The sequence below is a fragment of the Streptosporangium sp. NPDC002607 genome, assembly GCF_053592655.1.
Window position 1 is genome coordinate 85,959 of sequence record NZ_JBSFWD010000035.1, and the last position, 22,421, is coordinate 108,379.

A 22,421-nucleotide genomic window follows, 5' to 3' on the forward strand; every position below is an offset into this window, starting at 1 on the left:
GCTGTGCGCGCGGCGGCGCGGGGTCGTCCGAGGGCATGAGGAAACCGAGGAGCGCAGGCGTGGCCTCGCGTCCTCGGCGTGATCCCGAGAGATCAGGCGGGCCGGGTGATCATGTAGGCGAGACCGACGAGAATCACGACGGGGATGAGCCACACGACGGCCTCGATGGCGAATTCCTTGTACACGGGGGACATCCCTCCGGAAGGTGGGTCGGCGAGGAACGTGGGTTTCCGACGATAACCGCTGTCCCCCGGCTGTGACCAGGGCTCACCGGGCAGCGGGCAGCGGCCGGGGCATCCCGGCGTGCCGTGACCTGTCCGCGTGAGCGGTGGCCGGCCACGAGCGGGCGGCTTCCGCGAGCCTCTGTAAGCCTCTGTGAGCGCTTATGAGGGGACGGCCGAACCGACCACCACGGGATTGTCGGTGATCTCCCCCTCGACCACGTCGGCGACCACGCAGGTGATGTTGTCGGGTCCTCCCGCCTCGCAGGCGAGCGCGATCAGCTGCCGGGTGACCTCCTGAAGGTCGTCGACCTCGGCGAGCACCTGGCGAAGCCGCTCGGCCTCGACCACCCCCGACAGCCCGTCGGAACAGAGCAGGTAGCGGTCACCGACCTCGGCGTCCCGCAGGGAGAGGTCGAGTTCGAGGTTCTCGTTGCCGTCGAGGACCTGCAGCAGGATCGACCGGTGCGGGTGGCGGGCGGCCTCCTCCGCGGTGATCCGGCCGTCGTCCATCAGCGTCTGGACCAGGGTGTGGTCGTAGGTGATCTGATAGAGATCGCCGTTGCGGAGCAGGTAGGCGCGGGAGTCGCCGATGTGGGCCAGGGCGACGCGCGAGCCGTTCCAGAGCATCAGGGTCAGAGTGGTCCCCATGCCGGTGAGTGACGGGTCTTCGGCGACCAGCTCGCGCAGGCGCTGGTTGGCCTTGCGGACCCCGGCCTCGGCGGCGGCGGCGAGGTCGCCCGGGCACTCCTGGTCCAGGGACGCCACGGTGGCGATGGCCGCCGAACTGGCGACCTCACCACCCACGTGACCGCCCATTCCGTCGGCGACGGCCAGGAGCCGCGCACCCGCGTAGGCGGCGTCCTCGTTGCCTTGCCGGATCCGGCCGACGTCGGACCCTGCCGTATAGCGCAGCGTGATCATCTGCACATCACTAGATCGTCGAGTTGCACGAGCTGAGCCGCTTTCGGACAGTTGGGATGGGCCTATGGCGAACCGAGATGTTCCACGATCCACTTAACACCATGGTGGCGCAAGCGGCCTGGGGAAGTGTTGCCACATCTGTTGACACCGGTGGTGGCGCGTAAGCTGTTTCAGTGGCCGCTCAGTGCCTCCTCAGTGCCCCCGCACTGTGCCCGGAGTTCCCCACTTTACGCACCGCTAGGAGATCAGGAATGACCGCGATCATGCAGGAGGCGGCACGTCGCCGCACGTTCGCGGTGATCAGCCACCCCGACGCGGGCAAGTCGACCATGACCGAGGCGCTGGCGCTGCACGCCTCCGCGATCAGCCAGGCGGGCGCGGTGCACGGCAAGTCCGGACGGCGCGGGGTGACCTCCGACTGGATGGAGATGGAGAAGGCCCGAGGCATCTCCATCACCTCCGCCGCGCTCAGGTTCGAATACCGCGGCCACATGTTCAACCTGGTCGACACTCCCGGCCACGCGGACTTCTCCGAGGACACCTACCGGGTGCTGGCCGCCGTCGACTGCGCGGTCATGCTGCTCGACGCGGCCAAGGGCATGGAGCCGCAGACGCTGAAGCTGTTCGAGGTGTGCCGGCACCGCCGCATCCCCGTCATCACGTTCGTCAACAAGTGGGACCGGCCGGGCCGCGAGGCCCTGGAACTGCTGGACGAGATCGAGGAGAAGACCGGTCTGAAGCCCACGCCGATCACCTGGCCGATCGGCACCGGCGGCTTCTTCCACGGGGTGGCCGACCGCACCGCCGACCGGATCGTCCGCTACACCCGCACCCCCGGCGGTGCCACCAAGGCCATCGAGACCGACCTGAGCGCCGAGCAGGCCCTGATCGAGCTGGCCGGCGACTGGGAGCGGGCCAAGGACGAGATCGACCTGCTCTCCGCGATCGGCGCCGACCACGACCAGAAGACCTTCGAGGCGCACGAGTCCACCCCGGTGCTGTTCGGGGCCGCGCTGTCCAACTTCGGCGTCGGCCGCCTGCTGGACGCCATGGTCGACATCGCTCCCGCTCCCGCGCCCCGGCCGGACGTCGACGACGACCCGCGCCCGCTGGAGGAGCCGTTCTCCGGCCTGGTCTTCAAGGTGCAGGCCAACATGGACCCCTCGCACCGCGACCGGATCGCCTTCGTCCGGGTCTGCTCGGGCAGGTTCGAGCGCGGCATGGTGCTCGTCCACGCGGCCACCGCCCGCCCGTTCGCCACCAAGTACGCCCAGTCGGTCTTCGGGCAGGAACGCGCCACGATCGACGAGGCGTACCCCGGCGACGTGGTCGGACTGGTGAACGCCAGCGCCCTGCGTCCGGGCGACACGCTGTACGACGGCTCGCCCGTCGAGTTCCCCCGAATTCCGAGCTTCGCCCCCGAGCACTTCTCCACGGCAAGGGTCCGCGACTCCAGCCGTTCCAAGCAGTTCCGCAAGGGCATCGAGCAGCTCGACGCCGAGGGCGTGGTCCAGGTGCTCCGCTCCGACGTCAGAGGCGACCAGTCGCCGGTGCTCGCCGCGGTGGGTCCGATGCAGTTCGACGTGGTCAAGCACCGGATGGCCACCGAGTTCAACACCGAGATCCTGATGGACCGGCTCGACTTCGGCATCGCCAGGCTCACCGACGCCGAGTCGGCGCCGATCCTGGCCCGCCAGCGCGGGGTGGAGGTCTTCACCCGCTCGCTGGACGGGGTCCTGCTGGCGCTGTTCACCGACGAGTGGCGGATGCGCGGCGTCATGCGCGACCACCCTGACCTGGTGCTGAACGCCCTGCTCGCGGACACTCGCGGCTGACCGGCTTCGCCGACGGCTCGGGTACGGCCTTTTGACCGGCCGTACCCGGTTGGTTTACCTGCCATTTGTGGTGAAATTTGTCGCCATGAGTGCGACTAAGTGGGGAATCCTGGCGACCGGTGGCATAGCCGCCACCTTCACCGAAGACCTGAAGCTTTTGCCGGACGCCGAGGTGGTCGCGGTCGGATCGAGGTCGGAGGAGTCCGCGCGGACCTTCGCCGACCGGTACGGCATCCCCCGGGCCCACGGCAGCTGGGCCGAGCTGGCCGCCGACCCGGACGTGGACATCATCTACGTGGCCAACACCCAGAACGCCCACTACGCCGCGGTACGGACCTGTCTGGAGGCGGGCAAGGCCGTACTGTGCGAGAAGGCGTTCACCCTGAACCGGGCCGAGGCCGCCAAGCTGGTCGACCTCGCGCGGGAGCGGGGCCTGTTCCTGATGGAGGCCATGTGGATGCGCTGCGTCCCGGGCATCCGCAAGCTCGTGGAGCTGGTCGAGGGCGGGGCCGTCGGCCCGGTCGACTCCGTGCACGCCGACTTCTCGATCTCCGTCTCCGTCGAGCCCGACCACCGGCTCCGCGACCCGAAGCTGGGCGGCGGCGCCCTGCTCGACCTGGGCGTCTACCCGATCTCCTTCGCCCACCTCGTGCTCGGTGTCCCCGCCGGGGTGCGGTCCTGGGCGCGGCTGACCCCCGAGGGCGTGGACGAGAACACCGGCGTGCTGCTCGGTTACGACAGCGGAGCCGTCGCCCTGCTCTCCTGCGGCATCACCGCGAGCAGCCCGGTCACCGCCTCGATCTCCGGTCCGCTCGGCCGGATCGAGCTGCCGAATCCGTTCTTCCGTCCCGACACCTTCGTCCTGCACCGCATGGGCGGTGAGCCGGAGACCTTCCACGTTCCCTTCGAGGGGACCGGCATGCTGCACGAGGCGGCCGAGGCCATGCGCTGCCTGCGCGAGGGGCTGCTGGAGAGCCCGCTGGTGCCGTGGCAGGCGACGTTGGACGTGATGGGGATCCTGGACGAGGTCCGCGCGCAGGTGGGTGTCCGGTTTCCCGGTGAATGACTGATCTGGAGCTTTCCGGTGCGGGCCCGAGGTTCTCCAGGTGCGGGTTGTTCGCCGTGCCCTGCGTGGTGAGTTTTTCGTCGTGCGCTGTGCGGGGTGTTCGTCGTGTGCTGTGCGGGGTGTTCGTCGTGTGCTGCGCGGCTTGTTCGCCGTGCCCGCTGCGGTGGGCGGGTGTTCCGGCCGGCCGTCTTGGTTGCCGTCTGGTGATTTCGGCCTTCGGCCTGCTCGGGCGTGGTGGTTGCGGGCTCTTTTTATGCCAGCCGGAACACCCGCCCACCTCCGCTGCACGCGTTCTGGCCGTATGTGGTGCGCGCCGTAGTCGCTTACTTTCGGTGGGCCGGGCTACGCGCCGTCGCTGAAGCGTTCCTTTGGAAGCCGTTCAGGGTGGGTCGCCGTAGCTGAAGCGCGACCGCATGACCCAGTCCAGGGCCGGGCGCCGTAACCGGTCCAAGGTTGGGGCGCCTGCCGGTCCGGGGGTGGGGGTTCTGCTGCTTCAGGGGGCCGTAACCGGTCCGGGGTGGGGGGTTCTGCCGCTTCAGGGGGTTGTGACCGGTCCGGGGTTGGGGTCCTGCGGGTTCGGGGGTGGGGGGTTCTGCTGCTTCGGGGGGTGTTGTGACCGGTCCGGGGTTGGCGGTCTTACGGTTCAGGGCTGGGCGTCGTGACAGTCCGGGGTCGGGGGTCGGGTCTTGGCTTCCAGGTGGGTCGATTTGGGGGCAGGCGTTCATGTTCTGGCTTTTCCGTTCGCGTGACCTGCTGCCCGCTCTCCCGTCGGCCTGCATGATTGTGCCTGCCGCGTGGGTGAGTGTTGTGCGGGATCGCTCATGGGGAGAAGCCGCGAGGAGCGTCTGTGCTGGATGACTGGACCGCCGGTCTTCTGCTGGGGGGCATCGTCCTGCTGGGCGCGTCCGTGCAGCGGTTGGCGGGGATCGGGTTCGCGCTTGTGGCGGTGCCCGCTCTGGTGCTGCTTCTCGGCCCGGCCGAGGGGGTGGTGCTGGCGAACTGCGCGGCCGGTGCCATCAGCGCGGTCGGGCTGGTCGGCACCTGGCGGGAGGTCCGCCTGACCGCGATGGTTCCGTTGGTCGCCGCGGCCGCCTGCACCGTGCCGGCCGGGGCCTGGGTGGCCGCCTGGTTGCCCGAACCGATGCTGCTGGTCGGTATGGGGGTGCTGGTGAGCGTGGCCGTACTGCTCGTGATGTGGGGCAGCCGAGTGCCCGCTCTGCGCGGCGCCGGAGGTGCGGTGGCCGCCGGTGCGGCGAGCGGGTTCATGAACTCCTCCGCGGGGGTGGGCGGTCCGGCGGTTTCCCTGTATGCGGTGAACGCGGGCTGGACGGTACGGGAGTTCGTGCCGAACGCGCAGTTCTACGGGGTGGTGGTGAACGCGCTCTCCGTTACGGCCAAGGGCGTGCCGAAGCTCACGGTGCCGCTCTGGCTGCTGGTCGCGGCTGGGATAGCGGCAGGCGCCGTGCTGGGGAAGGCACTCGCGGAACGAGTGCCGGAGCGGCGGGCCCGGGTGCTGGTGCTGCTGCTCGCGCTGGTGGGCGGGTTCACCACGATAGGTAAGGGGCTGTGGAGCCTGTGACCCTTGACCGGCACAGGGCGGCATGCGGGGGCAGCCGGCCGGCGACGAGCACCGGCCGTCGCCGAATGGCTGCCGGTAGCCGGTTGTGGGGAGGTCGAGAACCCGGTATGTCGGGATCATTTGGGGAGTGACGTTGCCATCGTGTGGACGGTCTTCTCGAATCTCAGGGCCAGATCGCGGTCCACGGTGAGCTCGACGGGTCTGCCCTTCCGATAGGCGGTGAGCGGGCCGGCCGGCGGACGGTCGATGAGGGCGGCGATCGGGGGTACGGCCCTGGCCACCGGTTGGGCGAACATCGCCGACATCAGCCGGACAAGGCCGCGTACCGGTTGCCGGAAGGGCTTGAACATCCCCGTCGCCACGAACAGCGGGTTGTAGAGCACGTAGCTCGTCCGCTCGCCGGCGTAGGCCATGCCCAGCAACTCGACGGCCCTGGCACCCTGCATGGTCGCCCTGAAAGGCCGATACCCCTCGGTCAGTTGCGGGTCGTCCCAGTGGATCTCTCCCGCGCGGATGCCCCCGACCCCGCACAGATTGACGATCACGGGCGTTCGCGCCTTCTCCAGTGATTCGCGCAGGCCCTCGGCCATGAGCCAGCGGTTGATCACGTACAGGGCGAAGGTGTGCTCGAAGCCCTCCGGTGTCTCGATCCTCGTCGGGTTGTACCTGAAGGCCCCGAGCACCAGCGCGTCGATCACCGGATGCTCGTCACGGAGTTCCCGGATCAGGCCGCGGGTCTGCCTGATGGAACTGAGGTCCGTCTGGACGAAGCGGGCCGCGGGCACCTCCTCCCGCAGGCGCCGTCCGCCTGCCGCGCTGCTGCCCACGGCGATGACCAGGTCGCCCTGCTCGGCGTAGTGCCGGGCGAGGGCCTTGCCGATGCCGTCCGTGCCGCCGGTGATCACGATTGTCCGTCGCATAAGTTGAGGCCTTCCTCAAGTTGAGATTCACCTCAACTTAGCTAGGCTTTCGAGCATGCGCAAGGACGCCCTCCACAACCGCGAGCGCCTCCTCCGGGCGGCCAGGAGCCTCTTCGCCGACCGGGGACTCGACGTGCCGCTCGAAGAGATCGCGCGTACGGCGGGGGTGAGCATCGGGACGCTGTACAACCGCTTCCCCACCCGGGCCGAGCTGGTGGAGGCGGTGTTCGAGGACCGGGTGGCGACGGTCGCGGAGCTGGCCGAGCGGTCGCTCGCGATGGACGACGCCTGGGAGGGGTTCGTCGCGTTCATCACCGGCGTGTGCGAGCTGCAGGCGGCCGACCTCGGCTACAACGACCTCGCCATACGCGGCGGAACGGCCGACACGGACACGGGCTACGCGTTGATGCAGCAGATCATCGAGCGCGCCCAGGAGTCGGGCGCCCTGCGGGACGACGTCACGCTGGAGGACATGGCGTTCGTGATCTGGGGAGTCGCGGCGACCGTACGTGCGACGTTCCGCGTCGCTCCCGGAGTCTGGCGGCGGCACCTCGCCCTGACCCTCGACGGCCTACGCGCCACCGCCGCCCACCCCCTCCCCACCCCACCCATGACCCCCGCCCAGACACGCACCGCGATGAACGACTGCCCCTGAAAGCCCCCAGCCCGGACCGATTACAACACCCAACCTCGAACTGATAGGACCCCAGCCCTGGATTGGTTACAACACCCAACCTCAAACCGGTAGGACCCCAACCCTGGACTGGTTACGACACCCCCTGAAGCGGCAGAACCCCCCACCCCGGACAGGCAAGACCCCCACCCCGGACCGGTTACGGCCCCCTGAAGCAGCAGAACCCCCCACCCCCGGACCGGCAGGCCCCCAACCCTGGACCGGTTACGGCGCCCGGCCCTGGACTGGGTCATGCGGTCGCGCTTCAGCTACGGCGACCCACCCTGAACGGCTTCCAAAGGAACGCTTCAGCGACGGCGCGTAGCCCGGCCCACCGAAAGTAAGCGACTACGGCGCGCACCACATACGGCCAAAACGCGTGCAGCGGAGGTGGGCGGGTGTTCCGGCCGGCATAAAAAGAGCCCGCAACCACCACGCCCGAGCAGGCCGAAGGCCGAAATCACCAGACGGCAACCAAGACGGCCGGCCGGAACACCCGCCCACCGCAGCGGGCACGGCGAACACCCCGCACAGCGGGCACGGCGAACAGGCCGCACAGCGGGCACGGCGAACAGGCCGCGCAGCGGGCACGGCGAACAGGCCGCGCAGCGGGCACGGCGAACAGGCCGCGCAGCGGGCACGGCGAACAAGCCATGTACCCGAACGAGTCAGACGAGATGCCGGCCCAGGAACACCCGCTCACCGCAGCGCACAGCGAAAACCGCACCTCGGAAAAGTCAGACGAGACGCCAGTCGTGCCGCTCCAGGAAAGCGCGCTCCCCAGTGGCGTACTCGGTGAAAGCAGTCTGAACCGCCTCCAGGTCGGGAACATGGGTGCGGAACATCCGGTCCCGGACGCTGTCCTTGTACTCCAGCTCGTAGCCCGAGATCTCCGGGGAACTCTGGACGAAGTGCTCGCCGAAGACGACCAGCGCCGTGAACGGGTTCTGCGGTGACATGGTGGCGAGCGCGTCGGAGATGAGCTGAAGGTCGGGACCGACCACGATCATCCCGTCGCCGGTACGCATCTCCATGGTGGGATAGACACCTCGTGGAGACAGGTTGTGCACCAGGCCGCGCTGCGGGTCGTAGCAGACCAGTCCGCACTCGGCGGCCAGGGCGAAGACCTCGGACGCCACCTCGTCGGCCCGTTCCAGGTCCACGGTCACCAGGGCGAAGGCCGCGGAGAGCGGCTCGGCCTCGGGAAGCCGCTCGACGAACGCCGCCACCCCCGGGTGGGTCTCCGTGGGCTCCTGCTCCCCGGAGTGGGGAGCCCCCGATTCGGGGCGGGGGCTCGCGCCATGCGGCTTTCCGTGACGGAACGTATGGAAGACGTTCTCAGCGTGTTCCCTGGTGATCGGCTTGGGCTCGTGCCAGACGGCCAGTTCGAAGCTCACGATCTCATTGTCCTCCGAAGGATTCTCCCGGCCGACCGGAAGGCCGTATCGCCCCGGAGGAGAAGACGCCTACGCCGGGGGCCTGTCGGCGATGGGGATCTCCGACAGCACCGCGGTGCAGAACGCGCAGCGCCTGGCAGCGACCGGGATGTCGCTGAGGCACTCCGGGCATTCCTTCTCGGTGGCCTCCTTGTTCCGGTCGAAGTAGCCGATCAGCCGGGTCATCGGCATCACGACGAGCCAGTAGATGACCGCGGCGATGATCAGGAAGCTCAGCAGATGGTTGATGAAGTCGCCGTACATGAACTTGGCGCCGTTGACCGTGAACACGTAATCCGAGAAGTCCGGCTCCCGGCCGCCGGTGACCGCCCCGATCAACGGCGTGATGAGGTCCTTGACCAGGGCCTGCACCAGTCCGCTGAAGGTCGCCCCGACCACGACCGCCACGGCCAGCTCGACGAGGTTCCCTCTCAGCAGGAACTTCTTGAATCCACCCATTCCTCATGTCCTCCACTCGTAAAGAAGGGCCGCTGCCCGGGGAGGGCGGCGACCAGAGCTCCGCTGTTTTCCGGCAGTCCACCGGAACCCCCTGATGGGTGGTCTGGACGGAGGTTAACGCGTCCGATTGAGAATATGCGGAGCTGGAAGCCTCGGGACTGTTACGGGTTGGGCGGGACAGCTGGTGTGAAAGGTTAATATCGGCGCAGTTCGCGAGCGAGGTGGCCGGATGGACTTTCGTGTGCTTGGCCCGGTCGAGGTGATCGCCGACCGCGGGGCGGTACTGGACATCGGCCCCTACCAGCAGCGGCTGGTGCTGGCGATATGTGTCCTCGCGGCCCCGCGACCGGTCGGGCCGAACCGGATGATCGACGCCCTCTGGGAGGACGCCCCTCCTCCGGGGGCGCTCAACACCGTGCAGGCGTACGTCTCCAAACTCCGTCGCGTCTTCGAGCCGGGCAGGCCGAGAGAGGTACCCCCGAAGGTCCTGGCCAGCAGGCCGGGAGGCTATGTCCTGGACGTCCCCGCCGCCGCGATCGACCTGGGCAGGGTGCGGGGAAAGGTGGCCAAGGGCAGGAGCCTGGGCGCGGCGGGAGATCACGAGGGGGCGGTGCGGGAGCTGCGGCTGGCCCTGGGGGAGTGGAGCGGAGAACCGCTTGACGGTCTCGCGGAGTCCTCCTGGGCGGCGGAGGAGCGCGCGCACCTGGTCGAGCTGCGGCTGACGATCGAGGAGGACCTGGCCGAGGCGGAGCTCGCGCTCAGCCGGGGAGCGGCGGTGACGAGCGGGCTGGCCAAGCTGGTCGCCGCCCATCCGTTCAGGGAGCGGCTGCGGACGCTCGCCGCCCACGCGCTCTACCAGGCGGGACGGCAGGCGGACGCGCTCGGCCTGCTCGCCGAGGGACGCCGGTTGCTGATGGAGGACCTGGGTCTGGACCCCGACCCCCGGTCGAGGGAGATGGAGCGGCGCATCCTCGGTCAGGATCCCGCGCTGCGGCCCAGGCACGCGGCGGAGCACGCGGGAAAGACAGCCGTCGTGGCGGAGGCGACCGGTGCCGAGAGGGCGGCAGGGGCGGCGGAGCCGGCCGGGCTGGAGAATGGCACCGGGCTGGTGGGCCGGCAGGCGGAGGCCGGGGTGCTGGAGCGGGCGGTCACCGGAGACGGGCACCGGGTGGTGCTGCTCGCCGGGGAGCCGGGCATCGGCAAGACCAGCCTCGCCGAGTACGCAGCCGACGTCGCGCGGGCGCGGGGCCGGCGGGTGGTGTGGGGCCGCTGCTGGGACGGCACCGGCGCGCCCCCCTTCTGGCCCTGGACGCAGGCGGTGCAGGACCTGGTCGGCAGGGACGGCGAACTGGCGCAACTCGCCGGAGCCAGAGCCAGAGCCGGGACCGGGACTGGGCAGGCCGGACAAGAGGGGCCGTCGGGGCAGTTCGAGTTGTACGAGGCGTTCGCCCGGCTGCTGAACGAGCACGGCCGGGTGCTGGTGGTCCTCGACGACCTCCAATGGGCGGACACCTCCTCGCTGCGGCTGCTGGAGTTCCTGACCTCCACCCGGCTCTGCCCGGAGCTGACGGTCGTGGCCACGTACCGCGACACCGACGTGCGCCCCGGCGAGCCGCTGGAGCACACCCTCGGCGTGCTGCTCCGGCTGCCGCACGTGCGGCGGCTCCTGCTGCGCGGCCTGGCGGAGGAGGAGATCCGCGAGTATCTGGGACGGGCGGGCGCCGACCCGGGGCGGGCCGGGGAGATGGGCAGGCTGACCGCGGGCAACCCGTTCTTCCTGGGCGAGGTGCTACAGCTGGGGGAGACCCCCGAGGCGCTCTCGGACGTGGTGCGCGGCCGGATGGCCCACCTGCCGCCCGACACCGAGGAGGTGCTGACCGTCGCGGCGCTGCTGGGCAGGGAGGCGGCGACCGACATCCTGACGCGCGTGGCGGAGTTGCCCGAGGGGCGGGTTCTCGACATCGTCGACGCCGCGGTGGGGGCCCGGCTGCTGGTCGAGGGGGAGGGGCCGAGCTGCCGGTTCGTCCACGACATCGTCCGCGACGTGCTGCGCGAGGCGCTGCCGCCGCTACGCCGCAGGAGGCTGCACGCGCGGATCGCGGAGGTGCTGGAGGAGCGGAGCGGGACGCGGCTGACCGAGATCGCCCACCACTGTCGCGAGGGCCTGCTGACCCCCGCGATGGCGGGCAGGGCCATCGGCTACACCCGGCGCGCGGCGGCCCAGGCGACCGCGCAGTTCGCCCACGAGGACGCGGTGGAGGGCCTGGAACGGGCGATCGCGATGATCGACCGGCTGCCCGGACCCGACGGCGCGCTCCGCTGCGACCTCCTGCTGGACCTGGCCGAGGCACAGGCGGCCGCGGGGATGAGCAGCGCGGCCCACGCCTCGCTGGAGGCCGCCGCGCAGGCCGCCGAAGGGCTCGGCGACGACAACCGGCTGGCCAGGGCGGTGCTGGGCTTCTCCAACCCGATCTATCTGGCCATGTACGAGGAGATGACCGGGATCGACAGGCTGGCCGAGCGCATCGACCGGGTGCTCGCCTCCGACCTCGCAGAGGGCTCGCCGTGGCGGGCCCAGCTGCTCGCCGCCGTCGCGCTGACCGGCTCCACCGGCCGGCCGGTCGAGCGGAGCGTGGCGATGGCGGAGGAGGCGGTGCGGCTGGCCCGCCGCGCCGGGGAGGACCGGACCCTGTCCAGGACGCTGATCGCCCTGGAGATCCTGCTGCGGTCCGGTCACGACCACGACCACCGGCGGGCGGTCGTCGCCGAGATCGTGGACATCGGCCGCCGCACCGGCGACCTGGCCACCGAGTGGATCGGCAGGGAGAACGAGTACGTCGAGCTGAACGCCCAGGGCGCCGCAGGCCCCGCCGCGGAGCTGCTGGCCTGGCTGCGGGAGAGCGCGGAGAGGCTCCGGCTCCCCTCGGCGGTCAGCCTGGCCGCCTGGCAGAGCGCGGTCCACGCCTACCTGGCCGGGCGGTTCACGGACGCGCTCGCCGCGGCCGACGCGTCCGGCGCGGCTCACCCGGAGGGTGCGCTGGGCAGGGGCGACGCGCTGCTGCGGCGGGAGACGTTCCGCTTCCTCTCGCTGCGGGCGGCGGGTGCGGCGGGCGAGGCGCTCGCGCTCTCCGATGAGATGCTCGCCCACCGTCCGGGGCAGATCCCCTGGCGGCTCCTGCGCTGCCTGGTCCTGATCGACCTGGGCAGGACGGACGAGACGCGGGAGGACTTCGCCGAACTCGCCCGCGACGGCTTCGCGGCACTCGGCCCCGAGCTGGCCTACCGGTTCGTACCGGACGCCGTCAGCGAGATCTGCGCGGCGCTCGGCGACGGGGTCGCGGGGAAGATCCTGTACCGCAGGCTCGCCCCGAACGCGGGACGGCTGCTCGGCTGGTCGCTGACCGACCTGTGCCTGGCCCGGCTGGCCCTGCTCGACGGTGACGAGGAGCGGGCCGGGGCCCACCTGCGGGCGGCGGAGGCGTTCGCCGCCGGGGCGGGGCTGCGCGTGTACGAACCCGCGATCCGCGCGCTGGCCCATGAGTTCCGCCCGGCCTGACCCCGGCCCGTCCAGGCATGCCGTCGGGCAGCTCCGAGATCACTCTTGCAGGAATGGAGATGTGCGCATGTCCAGGCTGAGACGGGGCATATCTGTTCACCGCTGAAGGGCGGTGCAATGATCGAGATCTGGCCGGGTGATCCCTATCCTCTCGGGGCCACCTACGACGGCGCGGGGACCAACTTCGCGCTTTTCACCGAGGCCGCCGAACGCGTCGAGCTGTGCCTGTTCGACGAGGAGAACCGGGAGACACGAGTCACCTTCACCGAGTGCGAGGGCTTCGTCTGGCACGGCTACCTACCCGGCGTCGGTCCCGGGCAGCGGTACGGCTACCGCGTGCACGGCCCGTACGACCCGCGGAGGGGACAGCGGTGCAATCCGGCCAAGCTCCTGCTCGATCCCTACGCCAAGGCGATCGAGGGGGACGTGAACTGGGACGAGGCGGTGTACGACTACCGCTTCGGCGATCCGGAGAGCCGTAACGACACGGACTCGGCCGCGTTCGTGCCGCGCTCCATCGTGATCAACCCGTTCTTCGGCTGGGGGCACGACCGGCCGCCGAGCACCCCGTACCACAACACGGTGATCTACGAGGCGCACGTCAAGGGGCTGACGATCAACCACCCGAAGATCCCCGAGCGGATCCGGGGCAGCTACGCGGCGATCGGGCATCCGGAGATCATCGATCACCTGACCGCGCTCGGGGTGACGGCGATCGAGCTCATGCCGGTGCACCAGTTCGTCACCGACCACGTCCTCGTCGAGCGGGGGCTGACGAACTACTGGGGCTACAACAGCATCGGGTTCTTCGCCCCGCACAACGCCTACTCCAGCACCGGGCAGCGCGGCGGGCAGGTGCTGGAGTTCAAGGCCATGGTCAAGGCCCTGCACGAGGCGAACATCGAGGTCATCCTCGACGTGGTCTACAACCACACGGCCGAGGGCAACCACCTGGGCCCGACGCTGAGCATGCGGGGCATCGACAACGCCGACTACTACCGCCTGGTCGACGACGACAGGCGGTACTACCTGGACACCACGGGCACCGGCAACAGCCTGTTCATGCGCTCCCCGCACGTGCTTCAAATGATCATGGATTCGCTCCGCTACTGGGTCATCGAGATGCACGTGGACGGTTTCAGGTTCGACCTGGCCGCGACGCTGGCGCGGGAGCTGCACGAGGTCGACCGGCTGAGCGCCTTCTTCGACCTGGTCCAGCAGGATCCGGTGCTGTCACAGGTCAAACTGATCGCCGAGCCGTGGGACGTCGGCCCCGGCGGCTACCAGGTGGGCAACTTCCCCGCCAGGTGGACCGAGTGGAACGGCATGTACCGCGACACGATCCGCGACCTGTGGCGGGGTGAGCCCGCCTCGCTGCCCGAGTTCGCCTCCAGGCTGACCGGCTCCAGTGACCTCTACCAGGACGACAGCCGCCGCCCCGCCGCCTCCATCAACTTCGTCACCTGCCACGACGGGTTCACCCTGCAGGATCTCGTCTCCTACAACGGCAAGCACAACGAGGCCAACGGTGAGGACAACCGGGACGGCACCGACGACAACCGCTCCTGGAACTGCGGTGAGGAGGGGCCCGCCCCGCTGGCCGTCGAGTCCCTGCGCGAGCAGCAGAAGCGCAACTTCCTGACCACTCTTTTCCTGTCCCAGGGCGTTCCGATGATTTCCCACGGCGACGAGTTGGGCCGCACCCAGCGGGGCAACAACAACGTGTACTGCCAGGACAACGAACTGAGCTGGGTCGACTGGTCCGACGTCAGGGAGAACTGGCTGCTGCTCGATTTCACCCGGCGGCTGGCCAAGCTCCGCGCCGACCACCCGGTCTTCCGGCGGCGCAGGTTCTTCTACGGGCGGCCCGTACGAGGCTCCGAGGAGAACCTCAGCGACATCGCCTGGCTCACTCCGAGAGGGGAGAAGATGACCGATGCCGACTGGAACGTTGGCTACGCCAGGTCGCTGGCCGTCTTCCTGAACGGTGAGGCCATCACCGAGCCCGACCGCAGGGGGCGGCAGATCGTCGACGACTCGTTCCTGCTGCTGTTCAACGCCCACCACGACGTCATCAAGTTCACCCTTCCGAAGGACTACGGTGAGATGTGGCTGACAGAGATCGACACGGCGATGCCGATCACGGTTGACACCCGGGTCTGCCGGGCCGGAGAGAGCGTGCCGGTGGTCGGCCGCTCGGTGAGGGTGTTGCGCCGTGTCTGAGCCCATCACGCAACCCACCCCCGAGCCCGCTCCCCTGGAGCCCGCGCCCACTGTGGTCCCGCCCGAGCCGGTGCCCACTGTCGTGCCGCGAGAGCCGGTGCCCGGTGTGATCCCGCCGCAGGTCGCCCATGGCGAGGTCCTGCCGGACTCCGGGGCGGCACTGTTCGGCGAGGACGTGCCAGAGCCGGCGGAGCTCCCCGAGGAGGTACCCGAGCCGCCGCCCTCGCCCGGCTCCTACGAGGTGCCGGTCTCGACCTATCGGCTCCAGCTGACCCCCGACTTCGGGTTCGACAAGGTGGCCGAGCTGGCCCCGTACCTGCGGGACCTGGGGGTGAGCCATGTCTACTTGTCGCCGATCCTGCAGGCCGTGCCGGAGTCGCGGCACGGCTACGACGTGACCGACCACTCGCGCGTCCGCGCGGAGTTCGGCGGGGTCGAGGGACTGCGGGCGATGTCGGCGACGCTCGCCCAGCACGGGATCGGCATCGTCGTCGACATCGTGCCCAACCACATGACGGTCCCGGTGCCGGAGTCGGGCAACGCGCAACTGTGGTCGGTGCTCGCCGAGGGGCAGAAGTCGCCGTACGCGTCCTGGTTCGACATCGACTGGGCCGGCGGCGACGGCAAGGTGAACATGCCGGTGCTCGGCGACTCGGGGGAGGTGGTGGCCGATGGTGACGTGCTGCGCTACCACGACCACGTCTTCCCGCTGCCGGACACCAACTACCGGCTGGTCGACTGGCGGCGCGGGCCCGGCTACCGCCGGTTCTTCGACGTGTCCTCGCTGATCGGGCTGCGGGTGGAGGACCCGGAGGTGTTCGACGCCACGCACGCCGTCATCCTCTCGCTGGTCCGGGAGGGGATCATCCAGGGGCTGCGGGTGGACCACCCCGACGGGCTCGCCGAGCCGCGCGGCTACCTGTCGCGGCTGCGCGCCGCCTCGGGCGTGTGGACCGTGGCGGAGAAGATCCTGATCGGCTCCGAACGGCTGCCCGCGGACTGGGAGTGCGACGGGACCACCGGCTACGAGGTGCTCAACCGGATCACCGGGCTGTTCGTCGACCCGGCGGGAAAAGAGCCGCTGGTGAAGCTGTTCACCCTGCAGACCGGCATGCCCGCCGGCTACGCCGCGGTGGTCCGCGAGTCCAAGGCGGAGGTGCTGAGCCTGTTCTTCGCTTCGGAGATCGACAGGTTGCACGCCGTCGTCGGCTCCGACCGCCGGACGCTGGTGGAGCTGCTCGCCGCGATGCCGGTCTACCGGGCCTACGTGGTGCCGGGCGAGCCGGTGCCCGAGATCTCGGCCCAGATCGTCGAGGAGGCCGGACAGGTCGCCGCGGGGCGGCTACCCGAGGGCGCTCCGGTGGCGGAGGTCGTCCAGCGGGTGCTGGCCGGGCCCGCCGAGGCGGTCGCCCGCTTCCAGCAGACCTGCGGCCCGGTGATGGCCAAGGGGGTGGAGGACACCGCCCTCTACCGCTGGTACCCGCTGTCCTGCCTGAACGAGGTGGGCGGCGAGCCCGACAGGTTCGGCGAGCCGATCGAGGAGTTCCACGCGTTCTGCCGGCGGATGCCGCCGGGCACGATGACGACGCTGTCCACCCACGACACCAAGCGCTCGGAGGACGTGCGGGCCCGGCTGGCCGTGCTGTCCGAGCTTCCGGAGGAGTGGGCGGCGGCGGTCGGCGAGTGGTCCTCGAAGGTCTCCTTCGACTCGGCCCTGGACTACCTGGCCTGGCAGAACCTGATGGCCTCCTGGCCGATCGGCCCCGACAGGTTCTTCGACTACCTGTTCAAGGCGGCCCGCGAGGCCAAGACCTCGATCTCCTGGGCCACCCCCGACCCGGCCTACGAGCGCGGCATCCGCGACTTCGTCACCCGGGCCGTCGAGGAGTGCGGCGCCTCGATCAAGGAGTTCACCGCGCGGATCGAGCCGTACGCCAGGTCCAACTCGCTGGGCCAGAAGCTCGTCCAGCTCATGCTGCCCGGCGTGCCCGACCTCTACTGGGGCAACGAGATCACCGACTTCTCCCTGGTCGACCCGGACAACCGCCGCCCGGTCGACTTCCCGCTGCGCCGCCGGATGCTCTCGGCGGCCCAGGCTCACGCGAGCCAGGCCCACCCGGAGCAGGCACACCCGAGTCCCGCCACCGAGGGCCTGTCATGGGACGAGGCCAAGCTGGCGATCACCAGCCGGGCGCTGGACCTGCGGCGGAGGCTGGACCCCGCGGCACCGTACGTCCCGATCGAGGCCGGAGAGCACGCGATCGCCTTCGCCAGGGGGGAACGGGCGGTGGCGGTGGCCACCCGGCTGCCGGTCGGCCTGGAGCGGCGCGGCGGCTGGGAGGGCAGCACACTCACCCTGCCGCACGGTACCTGGCGGGACCTGCTCTCCGGTGCCGAGCACACCGGCAGGATCCCGCTCGCCCACCTGCTCTCGGTCCACCCCGTCGCACTCCTGGAAAGGGACTGACCCATGTTCGAGGTCTGGGCGCCACGGGCGACGGCGGTGGACGTGGAGATCGGCGAGGTCCGCCACCCGATGTCGTCCGCGGGCGGCGGCTGGTGGTCCGCGGAGGTGCCCGGTGCCGGGCACGGTACCGACTACCGGTTCCGGCTGGACGGGGGCGAGGCGCTGCCCGATCCCCGTACCCGCTGGCAGCCGGAGGGGATCTTCGGCCCGAGCCGGGTCTACGACCACGACCGCTTCGAGTGGGGGGACGCCCTGTGGCGGGGGCGTGACCTGCCGGGCTCGGTCATCTACGAGCTGCACATCGGCACCTTCACCCCCGAGGGCACCTTCGACGCGGCGATCGGCAGGCTGGAGCACCTGGCGGAGCTCGGCGTCGACTTCGTGGAGATCATGCCGGTGCCGCCGGTGCCCGGCGGGCGCAACTGGGGTTACGACGGCGTGGACCTGTGGGCCGTCACCGACAACTACGGCGGCCCCGACGGGCTCAAGCGCCTCGTGGACGCCTGCCACCGGCGCGGGCTCGGGGTGATCCTCGACGTCGTCTACAACCATCTCGGCCCCTCGGGCAACTTCCTCGCCCCCTTCGGCCCCTACTTCCACTCCAGCGCCTCCTCCTTCTGGGGGCAGGCGGTCAACCTGGACGGCCCCGGCTCCGACGAGGTGCGCGCCTACTTCGTCGGCAACGCGATGCAGTGGCTGCGCGACTACCACATCGACGGCCTGCGCCTGGACGCCGTGCACGCCCTGCGCGACGACCGGGCCGTCCACCTGCTGGAGGAGATCGCCGCCGAGACGGAGGCGCTGTCGGCGGCCGTGGGCAGGCCGCTGACCCTCATCGCCGAGTCCGACCTCAACGACCCCCGGCTGATGACCCCCCGCGAGGCCGGGGGGTACGGTCTGGCGGCCGCCTGGAACGACGATGTCCACCACGCCCTGCACGTGGCGGTGAGCGGGGAGCGGCACGGCTACTACGACGACTTCTACGGGGCACTGCCCAAGGTGCTGACCCGCGCCTACTACCACGACGGGACCTACTCGTCCTTCCGGGGGCGGTCCCACGGCCGGTCGGCGACCCACCTGCCCGGCTACCGCTTCGTCTGCTGCGCGCAGAATCACGACCAGATCGGTAACCGCGCGGAGGGTGACCGGCTGGCGCCCGAGGCGCTCCGGCTGGCCGCCGGGCTCCTGCTGACCTCGCCGTTCACCCCCATGCTGTTCATGGGGGAGGAGTGGGGCGCGCGCACGCCGTTCCTGTTCTTCACCGATCACGTCGAGCCGCACCTGCGCGAGGGCGAGGCCGACCGGCGGCGGCGGGAGTTCGTCGGCTTCGGCTACGACGACTGGGCGGAGAAGGCCCCCGATCCCGGCGAGGAGCTGACGTTCCTGCGCTCCAAGCTCGACTGGAGCGAGCTGGACGACGACGCCCACCGGGCCCATCTCGACTGGTACCGGGCCCTGATCGCGCTGCGCCGGGCACACCCCGAGCTGACGGACCCGAGACTGGATCGGGTCCGGGTCGACCACGGCGAGTCCTGGCTGGTCGTCCACCGGGGAGGGCTCAGGGTGGCGGCCAACCTCGGTCCGGTGCCGCTCACCGTCAGGCTCGGGCCAGGACGGTCCGCGCCCGGCCACATCCTGCTCGCCTCGGAGGCGTCGGCGACGGTGCGGGGAGAGGAGCTGTCCCTGCCCGCCCGCTCCCTCGCGGTGGTGAGGCTGAATCCGCCCGGCTGACCGTCGCGGTGGCCACAGGCTCAGTCGGTCACCTGGCGCCCGCCTGAGCCACCACCCGCCGGTAGGCCGCGGGGTGGTGGGCCGGCAGCCGCATCTTGTGCCGGGCGTGGAAGGACACCGGGTCCCGGGGTCGCCGGTCGCTCTTCAGTAGCGCGCGCGGAGCCGGAGGTGGGCGAAGATCCGCTCCATGACAGCCGTTCACGCCGCGGCCGGGGTGAGGATGTCGGACAGGCGGCGCAGACCGCGGGCGGTACGGGCCTTGACCGTGCCGAGCGGGACGCTCAGCCTCTCGGCGATCTCCCGCTGGGTCAGGTCGCCGTAGTAGGCCAGTTCGATCGCCTGGCGCTGTGACTCGGGCAGCTTGGCCAGCGCCCGGCGCACCTGGTCGCGCTCGGCCACGCCATCACCGTCGGCCCTGCCGTCGTCGCCGGCCGGATCCGCCACCACGTCCAGCGGCACCGTACGCAGGGTGCGCATCCGAAGCTGGTCGACCGCGCGCTTGTGCGCGATGCCGAGCATCCAGGCGGGGAGGCTGCGGGCCGGGTCGAAGCGGTGCCGTGACCGCCAGACCTCGGCGAACACCACCTGCTGAAGGTCCTCGATCTCCTGCTGCGGTACGAATCGCCGCAGGTAGGAGCGGATGAGGGGGCCGTGGGCGCTAAAGCACTCGGCCAGGGCCGCATCGTCGCCCTCGGCGAACCGGATGTTCAGGGTGTCCGTCATGACGCCTCCGCTCACCGAGAAAACTTATTCAAAACCTATTCATACCTGACCGGTCGACGTGATCGCAAGCAAGGGCACGGTGGCACGCCGATCAACGGGAGGGAGAAGGGGGATCCGGCCCGCTGGTAGAAAGGCCGAGCTCAGGCCAGGGCGGCGAGGACGCGGGTGAGCGCGTCCTGGAACGACGTGACGTGGGGGACCGACGCCGGCAGCCCCTCCCGCCAGCCCATACCGCCCGCGACGACCAGGCTCGGCGGGCGGAGCACGGGCAGCGACGCGAGCGGGGCGGGATCACCGGTGGTGGGCAGCTGGGACCAGACGAAGACCACCGAGGGGCCCAGCCGGCGCATCGCGTCCGCCAGCGCCGGGTACGGGGTCCTGGCGCCCAGCACCCGGGTCTCCACCTGGTGGTCGATGGTCAGCGTGGCGGCCAGTGCGTAGATCGGCAGGCTGTGCTGCTCGTCCTCGGCACAGGCGAGCAGCACGGGGCGGGTGTTGACCGGCCGGGCGGGGCGTGCGGTGAGCCGGATCAGCGCCGCCAGCAGCCGGTCGGAGAACAGGTGCTCGATCTCGACGCTCGCGCCGCTCTCGGCCTGGCGGTCGCAGATCGTCTCGAAGACCGGCATCACCAGCCGCTCCCAGGTCCACGGCACGCCGTGCCTGGCCAGCGACGCCTCTATCCAGTCGTGGACGGTTCGGCTGTCCAGCGTCATCGCCGCCCGCTCCAGCATCGCCGCCGTGGGGATGCCGGGCCGCTCCGCCAGGGGGAAGAGGGGGGTCTCCTCGGTGCTCACCTCCGGAGCCGCCGGTGGGACGGCCTCGACCCGCAGGACCTCCCGTGCCGCGTCGGAGGGGGGAACCCCGCTCCTGATGAGCCGGTTCATCTCCTCCAGGCGCCACAGGTCGCGGGTGTCGTAGCGTCGATGCCCCCCGGGGCTCCGGCGGCTCGGGCCCACGCCGTAGCGTAGGTTCCAGGTCCGCAGCGTGGGGGCGGGCACGCCGAGGCGTCGTGAGACGGCGCCGATGCCGTATCCCGGCTCCTCATCAGCGGTCACCTGTCGCTGCTTTTCCATCTCATCCCATTTCAAGCCCGCTACTGCCGTACCAGCGTGACAGGCGACACGAGCGGTCGCTCCCTGGACATTCCTTCGAGTTCCGAGCCCCCGGCGGATGCAACCGGCGGAGCGTGACCCGGCGAAAGGAAAACGTGACCGATACTGTGATCGTTTTGTTCAGCCGCGACCTCCGGGTGCACGACCACCCAGCGCTCGCCGCTGCGTGCGAGCGCGCACGTCATGTCATACCACTCTTCGTCATCGACCCCGACATACCCGCTGGCAACCGCCTGGGATTTCTCGCCGAATGCCTCGCCGACCTGCGCGGATCGCTCCGTGAGCGGGGCGGTGAGCTGGTCGTGCGCAGGGGTGATCCGGTCGCGGAGACGATGCGCCTGGCGGGGGAGTCGAGGGCCGGGGCGGTCCACGCCACCATGGACGTCAGCGCCCTCGCGCGCCGCAGGCAACGGCGCCTGGCGGCGGAGTGCGAGCGCGCGGGGGTGGAGTTCCGTACCTTCCCCGGCCTGACGGTCGTGCCGCCGGACGCGCTCAGGCCGTCGGGCGGCGGTGACCACTACCGGGTCTTCACCCCCTACTGGCGGGCCTGGAGCCGGCGACCACGCAGGGAGGTGCTCAAGGCACCCGGTATGGTCCGTGTCCCCGAGGCTCTGAGCCCCGGCAGGCTACCCGAACCCGGGCACGAGACGTACGAGCTGTTCAGGGGTGGTGAGACGGTCGGGCGCCGGAGGATGGAGCAGTGGTTGAGACACTGCGTGGACGACTACGCCGACGGCCACGACGACATGGCGGGCAACCGCACCTCCAGGCTCAGCCCCTACCTGCGCTTCGGCTGCGTCTCGCCGCTGGAGCTGGAGTCGCTGGCCAGGGAGGCCGGGGACACCGGCGAGTTCGTCAGGCAGCTGTGCTGGCGGGACTTCTTCCATCAGGTGACACGGGCCTTCCCGCGGATCAACCGGGACGACTACCGCCCGCGCGGGCACGAGTGGCGCGACGACGACCACGCGGCGCAGGCGTGGAAGGAGGGCATGACCGGAATCCCCATCGTGGACGCCGGGATCCGGCAGATGCTCGCCGAGGGCTGGATGCACAACCGGGCCCGCCTGATCGTGGGCTCGTTCCTCGTCAGGCGGCTGCGGGTCGACTGGCGTGTCGGGGCCGACCACTTCTTCGAGCGGCTGCTCGACGGCGACGTGGCCAACAACTACGGCAACTGGCAGTGGGTCGCGGGGACCGGCAACGACACCCGGCCCAACCGGCCCGTCAACCACATCCGGCAGGCCAAGAGGTACGACCCGGACGGCGAGTACGTCCGCCGCTACGTCCCCGAGCTCGCCGCGCTGCCGAAACGGGTGATCCACGAGCCGTGGAAACTGCCCTCGGGCGTCCCCGGCTACCCCGCGCCGCTCGTCTCGGTGGACTGAAGTGAGTGCTCCGGTGCCGAAAACCCCGCCGGTGGGCGGTCTTTCCGGCCGGCGTTCGTCGCACCGGCCACGGCCAGGGAGATCGCCGACGACCTGGTGGTGACGGAGGCG

The 22,421-nt window shown here is 70.5% G+C and carries 15 protein-coding genes; 9 read left to right on the forward strand and 6 right to left on the reverse strand.

Annotated elements, in window-relative coordinates:
* Nucleotides 1-383: 383 nt before the first annotated feature.
* Nucleotides 384-1,145 carry a PP2C family protein-serine/threonine phosphatase gene (locus tag ACWD3H_RS32310; protein WP_355552831.1) on the reverse strand — a complete coding sequence of 254 codons (762 nt, stop codon included), beginning with the start codon at nucleotides 1,143-1,145 and terminating at the stop codon, nucleotides 384-386.
* 251 nt (nucleotides 1,146-1,396) lie between these two features.
* On the opposite strand from ACWD3H_RS32310, the gene ACWD3H_RS32315 reads away from it, so the two are divergent.
* The 3 genes from ACWD3H_RS32315 to ACWD3H_RS32325 all read left to right on the forward strand — a co-directional run bounded on the left by ACWD3H_RS32315 (nucleotide 1,397) and on the right by ACWD3H_RS32325 (nucleotide 5,625).
* Nucleotides 1,397-2,980, forward strand: a complete 1,584-nt coding sequence (locus tag ACWD3H_RS32315; protein ID WP_355552818.1) for a peptide chain release factor 3 — start codon at nucleotides 1,397-1,399, stop codon at nucleotides 2,978-2,980.
* A gap of 85 nt (nucleotides 2,981-3,065) precedes the next feature.
* Nucleotides 3,066-4,046 carry a Gfo/Idh/MocA family protein gene (locus ACWD3H_RS32320; protein ID WP_451957680.1) on the forward strand — a complete coding sequence of 327 codons (981 nt, stop codon included), beginning with the start codon at nucleotides 3,066-3,068 and terminating at the stop codon, nucleotides 4,044-4,046.
* An 847-nt stretch (nucleotides 4,047-4,893) separates the two neighbouring features.
* Nucleotides 4,894-5,625, forward strand: coding sequence for a TSUP family transporter (locus ACWD3H_RS32325; protein WP_451957681.1), 732 nt, complete (start codon nucleotides 4,894-4,896; stop codon nucleotides 5,623-5,625).
* Between the two features lie 116 nt (nucleotides 5,626-5,741).
* Here ACWD3H_RS32325 and ACWD3H_RS32330 read toward each other — a convergent pair whose 3' ends face one another.
* Entirely contained in the window at nucleotides 5,742-6,545 is an 804-nt protein-coding gene (locus tag ACWD3H_RS32330; RefSeq protein WP_451957682.1) for an SDR family NAD(P)-dependent oxidoreductase, read from the reverse strand.
* Between the two features lie 55 nt (nucleotides 6,546-6,600).
* Between ACWD3H_RS32330 and ACWD3H_RS32335 the strand changes: the two genes are divergently transcribed.
* On the forward strand, nucleotides 6,601-7,200 hold the full coding sequence (locus ACWD3H_RS32335; RefSeq protein ID WP_451957683.1) for a TetR/AcrR family transcriptional regulator: 600 nt from the start codon (nucleotides 6,601-6,603) through the stop codon (nucleotides 7,198-7,200).
* Nucleotides 7,201-7,955: 755 nt separating this feature from the next.
* On the opposite strand, the gene ACWD3H_RS32340 is transcribed toward ACWD3H_RS32335, so the two are convergent.
* Nucleotides 7,956-8,615 (reverse strand): hypothetical protein, encoded by a 660-nt coding sequence (locus tag ACWD3H_RS32340; protein WP_451957684.1) that lies wholly within the window; start codon nucleotides 8,613-8,615, stop codon nucleotides 7,956-7,958.
* Nucleotides 8,616-8,684: 69 nt separating this feature from the next.
* Entirely contained in the window at nucleotides 8,685-9,113 is a 429-nt protein-coding gene (gene mscL, locus ACWD3H_RS32345) for a large conductance mechanosensitive channel protein MscL (protein WP_350930348.1), read from the reverse strand.
* A gap of 229 nt (nucleotides 9,114-9,342) precedes the next feature.
* Between mscL and ACWD3H_RS32350 the strand changes: the two genes are divergently transcribed.
* The 4 genes from ACWD3H_RS32350 (at nucleotide 9,343) to treZ (ending at nucleotide 19,090) form a co-directional block, all read left to right on the forward strand.
* Nucleotides 9,343-12,669, forward strand: coding sequence for a BTAD domain-containing putative transcriptional regulator (locus ACWD3H_RS32350; protein WP_451957685.1), 3,327 nt, complete (start codon nucleotides 9,343-9,345; stop codon nucleotides 12,667-12,669).
* A gap of 117 nt (nucleotides 12,670-12,786) precedes the next feature.
* Entirely contained in the window at nucleotides 12,787-14,892 is a 2,106-nt protein-coding gene (gene glgX, locus ACWD3H_RS32355; protein WP_451957686.1) for a glycogen debranching protein GlgX, read from the forward strand.
* On the forward strand, nucleotides 14,885-17,359 hold the full coding sequence (gene treY / locus ACWD3H_RS32360) for a malto-oligosyltrehalose synthase (RefSeq protein ID WP_451957687.1): 2,475 nt from the start codon (nucleotides 14,885-14,887) through the stop codon (nucleotides 17,357-17,359). Before glgX ends, treY begins: the two co-directional genes overlap by 8 nt.
* A gap of 3 nt (nucleotides 17,360-17,362) precedes the next feature.
* Nucleotides 17,363-19,090 (forward strand): malto-oligosyltrehalose trehalohydrolase, encoded by a 1,728-nt coding sequence (gene treZ, locus ACWD3H_RS32365; protein WP_451957688.1) that lies wholly within the window; start codon nucleotides 17,363-17,365, stop codon nucleotides 19,088-19,090.
* Between the two features lie 198 nt (nucleotides 19,091-19,288).
* Here treZ and ACWD3H_RS32370 read toward each other — a convergent pair whose 3' ends face one another.
* Entirely contained in the window at nucleotides 19,289-19,813 is a 525-nt protein-coding gene (locus ACWD3H_RS32370) for an RNA polymerase sigma factor (protein WP_451957689.1), read from the reverse strand.
* 140 nt (nucleotides 19,814-19,953) lie between these two features.
* On the reverse strand, nucleotides 19,954-20,868 hold the full coding sequence (locus ACWD3H_RS32375) for a MerR family transcriptional regulator (protein ID WP_451957690.1): 915 nt from the start codon (nucleotides 20,866-20,868) through the stop codon (nucleotides 19,954-19,956).
* A gap of 152 nt (nucleotides 20,869-21,020) precedes the next feature.
* On the opposite strand from ACWD3H_RS32375, the gene ACWD3H_RS32380 reads away from it, so the two are divergent.
* Complete coding sequence (locus ACWD3H_RS32380) at nucleotides 21,021-22,310, forward strand: cryptochrome/photolyase family protein (protein WP_451957691.1); 1,290 nt, start codon at nucleotides 21,021-21,023, stop codon at nucleotides 22,308-22,310.
* The last annotated feature ends 111 nt before the right edge of the window (nucleotides 22,311-22,421 follow it).

Coding starts and splice junctions, on each gene's coding strand:
- ACWD3H_RS32315 (WP_355552818.1), top strand. CDS start 1,397: ATGACCGCGATCATGCAGGAGGCGGCACGTCGCCGCACGTTCGCGGTG.
- ACWD3H_RS32310 (WP_355552831.1), bottom strand. CDS start 1,145: ATGATCACGCTGCGCTATACGGCAGGGTCCGACGTCGGCCGGATCCGG.
- ACWD3H_RS32350 (WP_451957685.1), top strand. CDS start 9,343: ATGGACTTTCGTGTGCTTGGCCCGGTCGAGGTGATCGCCGACCGCGGG.
- glgX (WP_451957686.1), top strand. CDS start 12,787: ATGATCGAGATCTGGCCGGGTGATCCCTATCCTCTCGGGGCCACCTAC.
- mscL (WP_350930348.1), bottom strand. CDS start 9,113: ATGGGTGGATTCAAGAAGTTCCTGCTGAGAGGGAACCTCGTCGAGCTG.
- treZ (WP_451957688.1), top strand. CDS start 17,363: ATGTTCGAGGTCTGGGCGCCACGGGCGACGGCGGTGGACGTGGAGATC.
- ACWD3H_RS32335 (WP_451957683.1), top strand. CDS start 6,601: ATGCGCAAGGACGCCCTCCACAACCGCGAGCGCCTCCTCCGGGCGGCC.
- ACWD3H_RS32320 (WP_451957680.1), top strand. CDS start 3,066: ATGAGTGCGACTAAGTGGGGAATCCTGGCGACCGGTGGCATAGCCGCC.
- ACWD3H_RS32370 (WP_451957689.1), bottom strand. CDS start 19,813: ATGACGGACACCCTGAACATCCGGTTCGCCGAGGGCGACGATGCGGCC.
- ACWD3H_RS32330 (WP_451957682.1), bottom strand. CDS start 6,545: ATGCGACGGACAATCGTGATCACCGGCGGCACGGACGGCATCGGCAAG.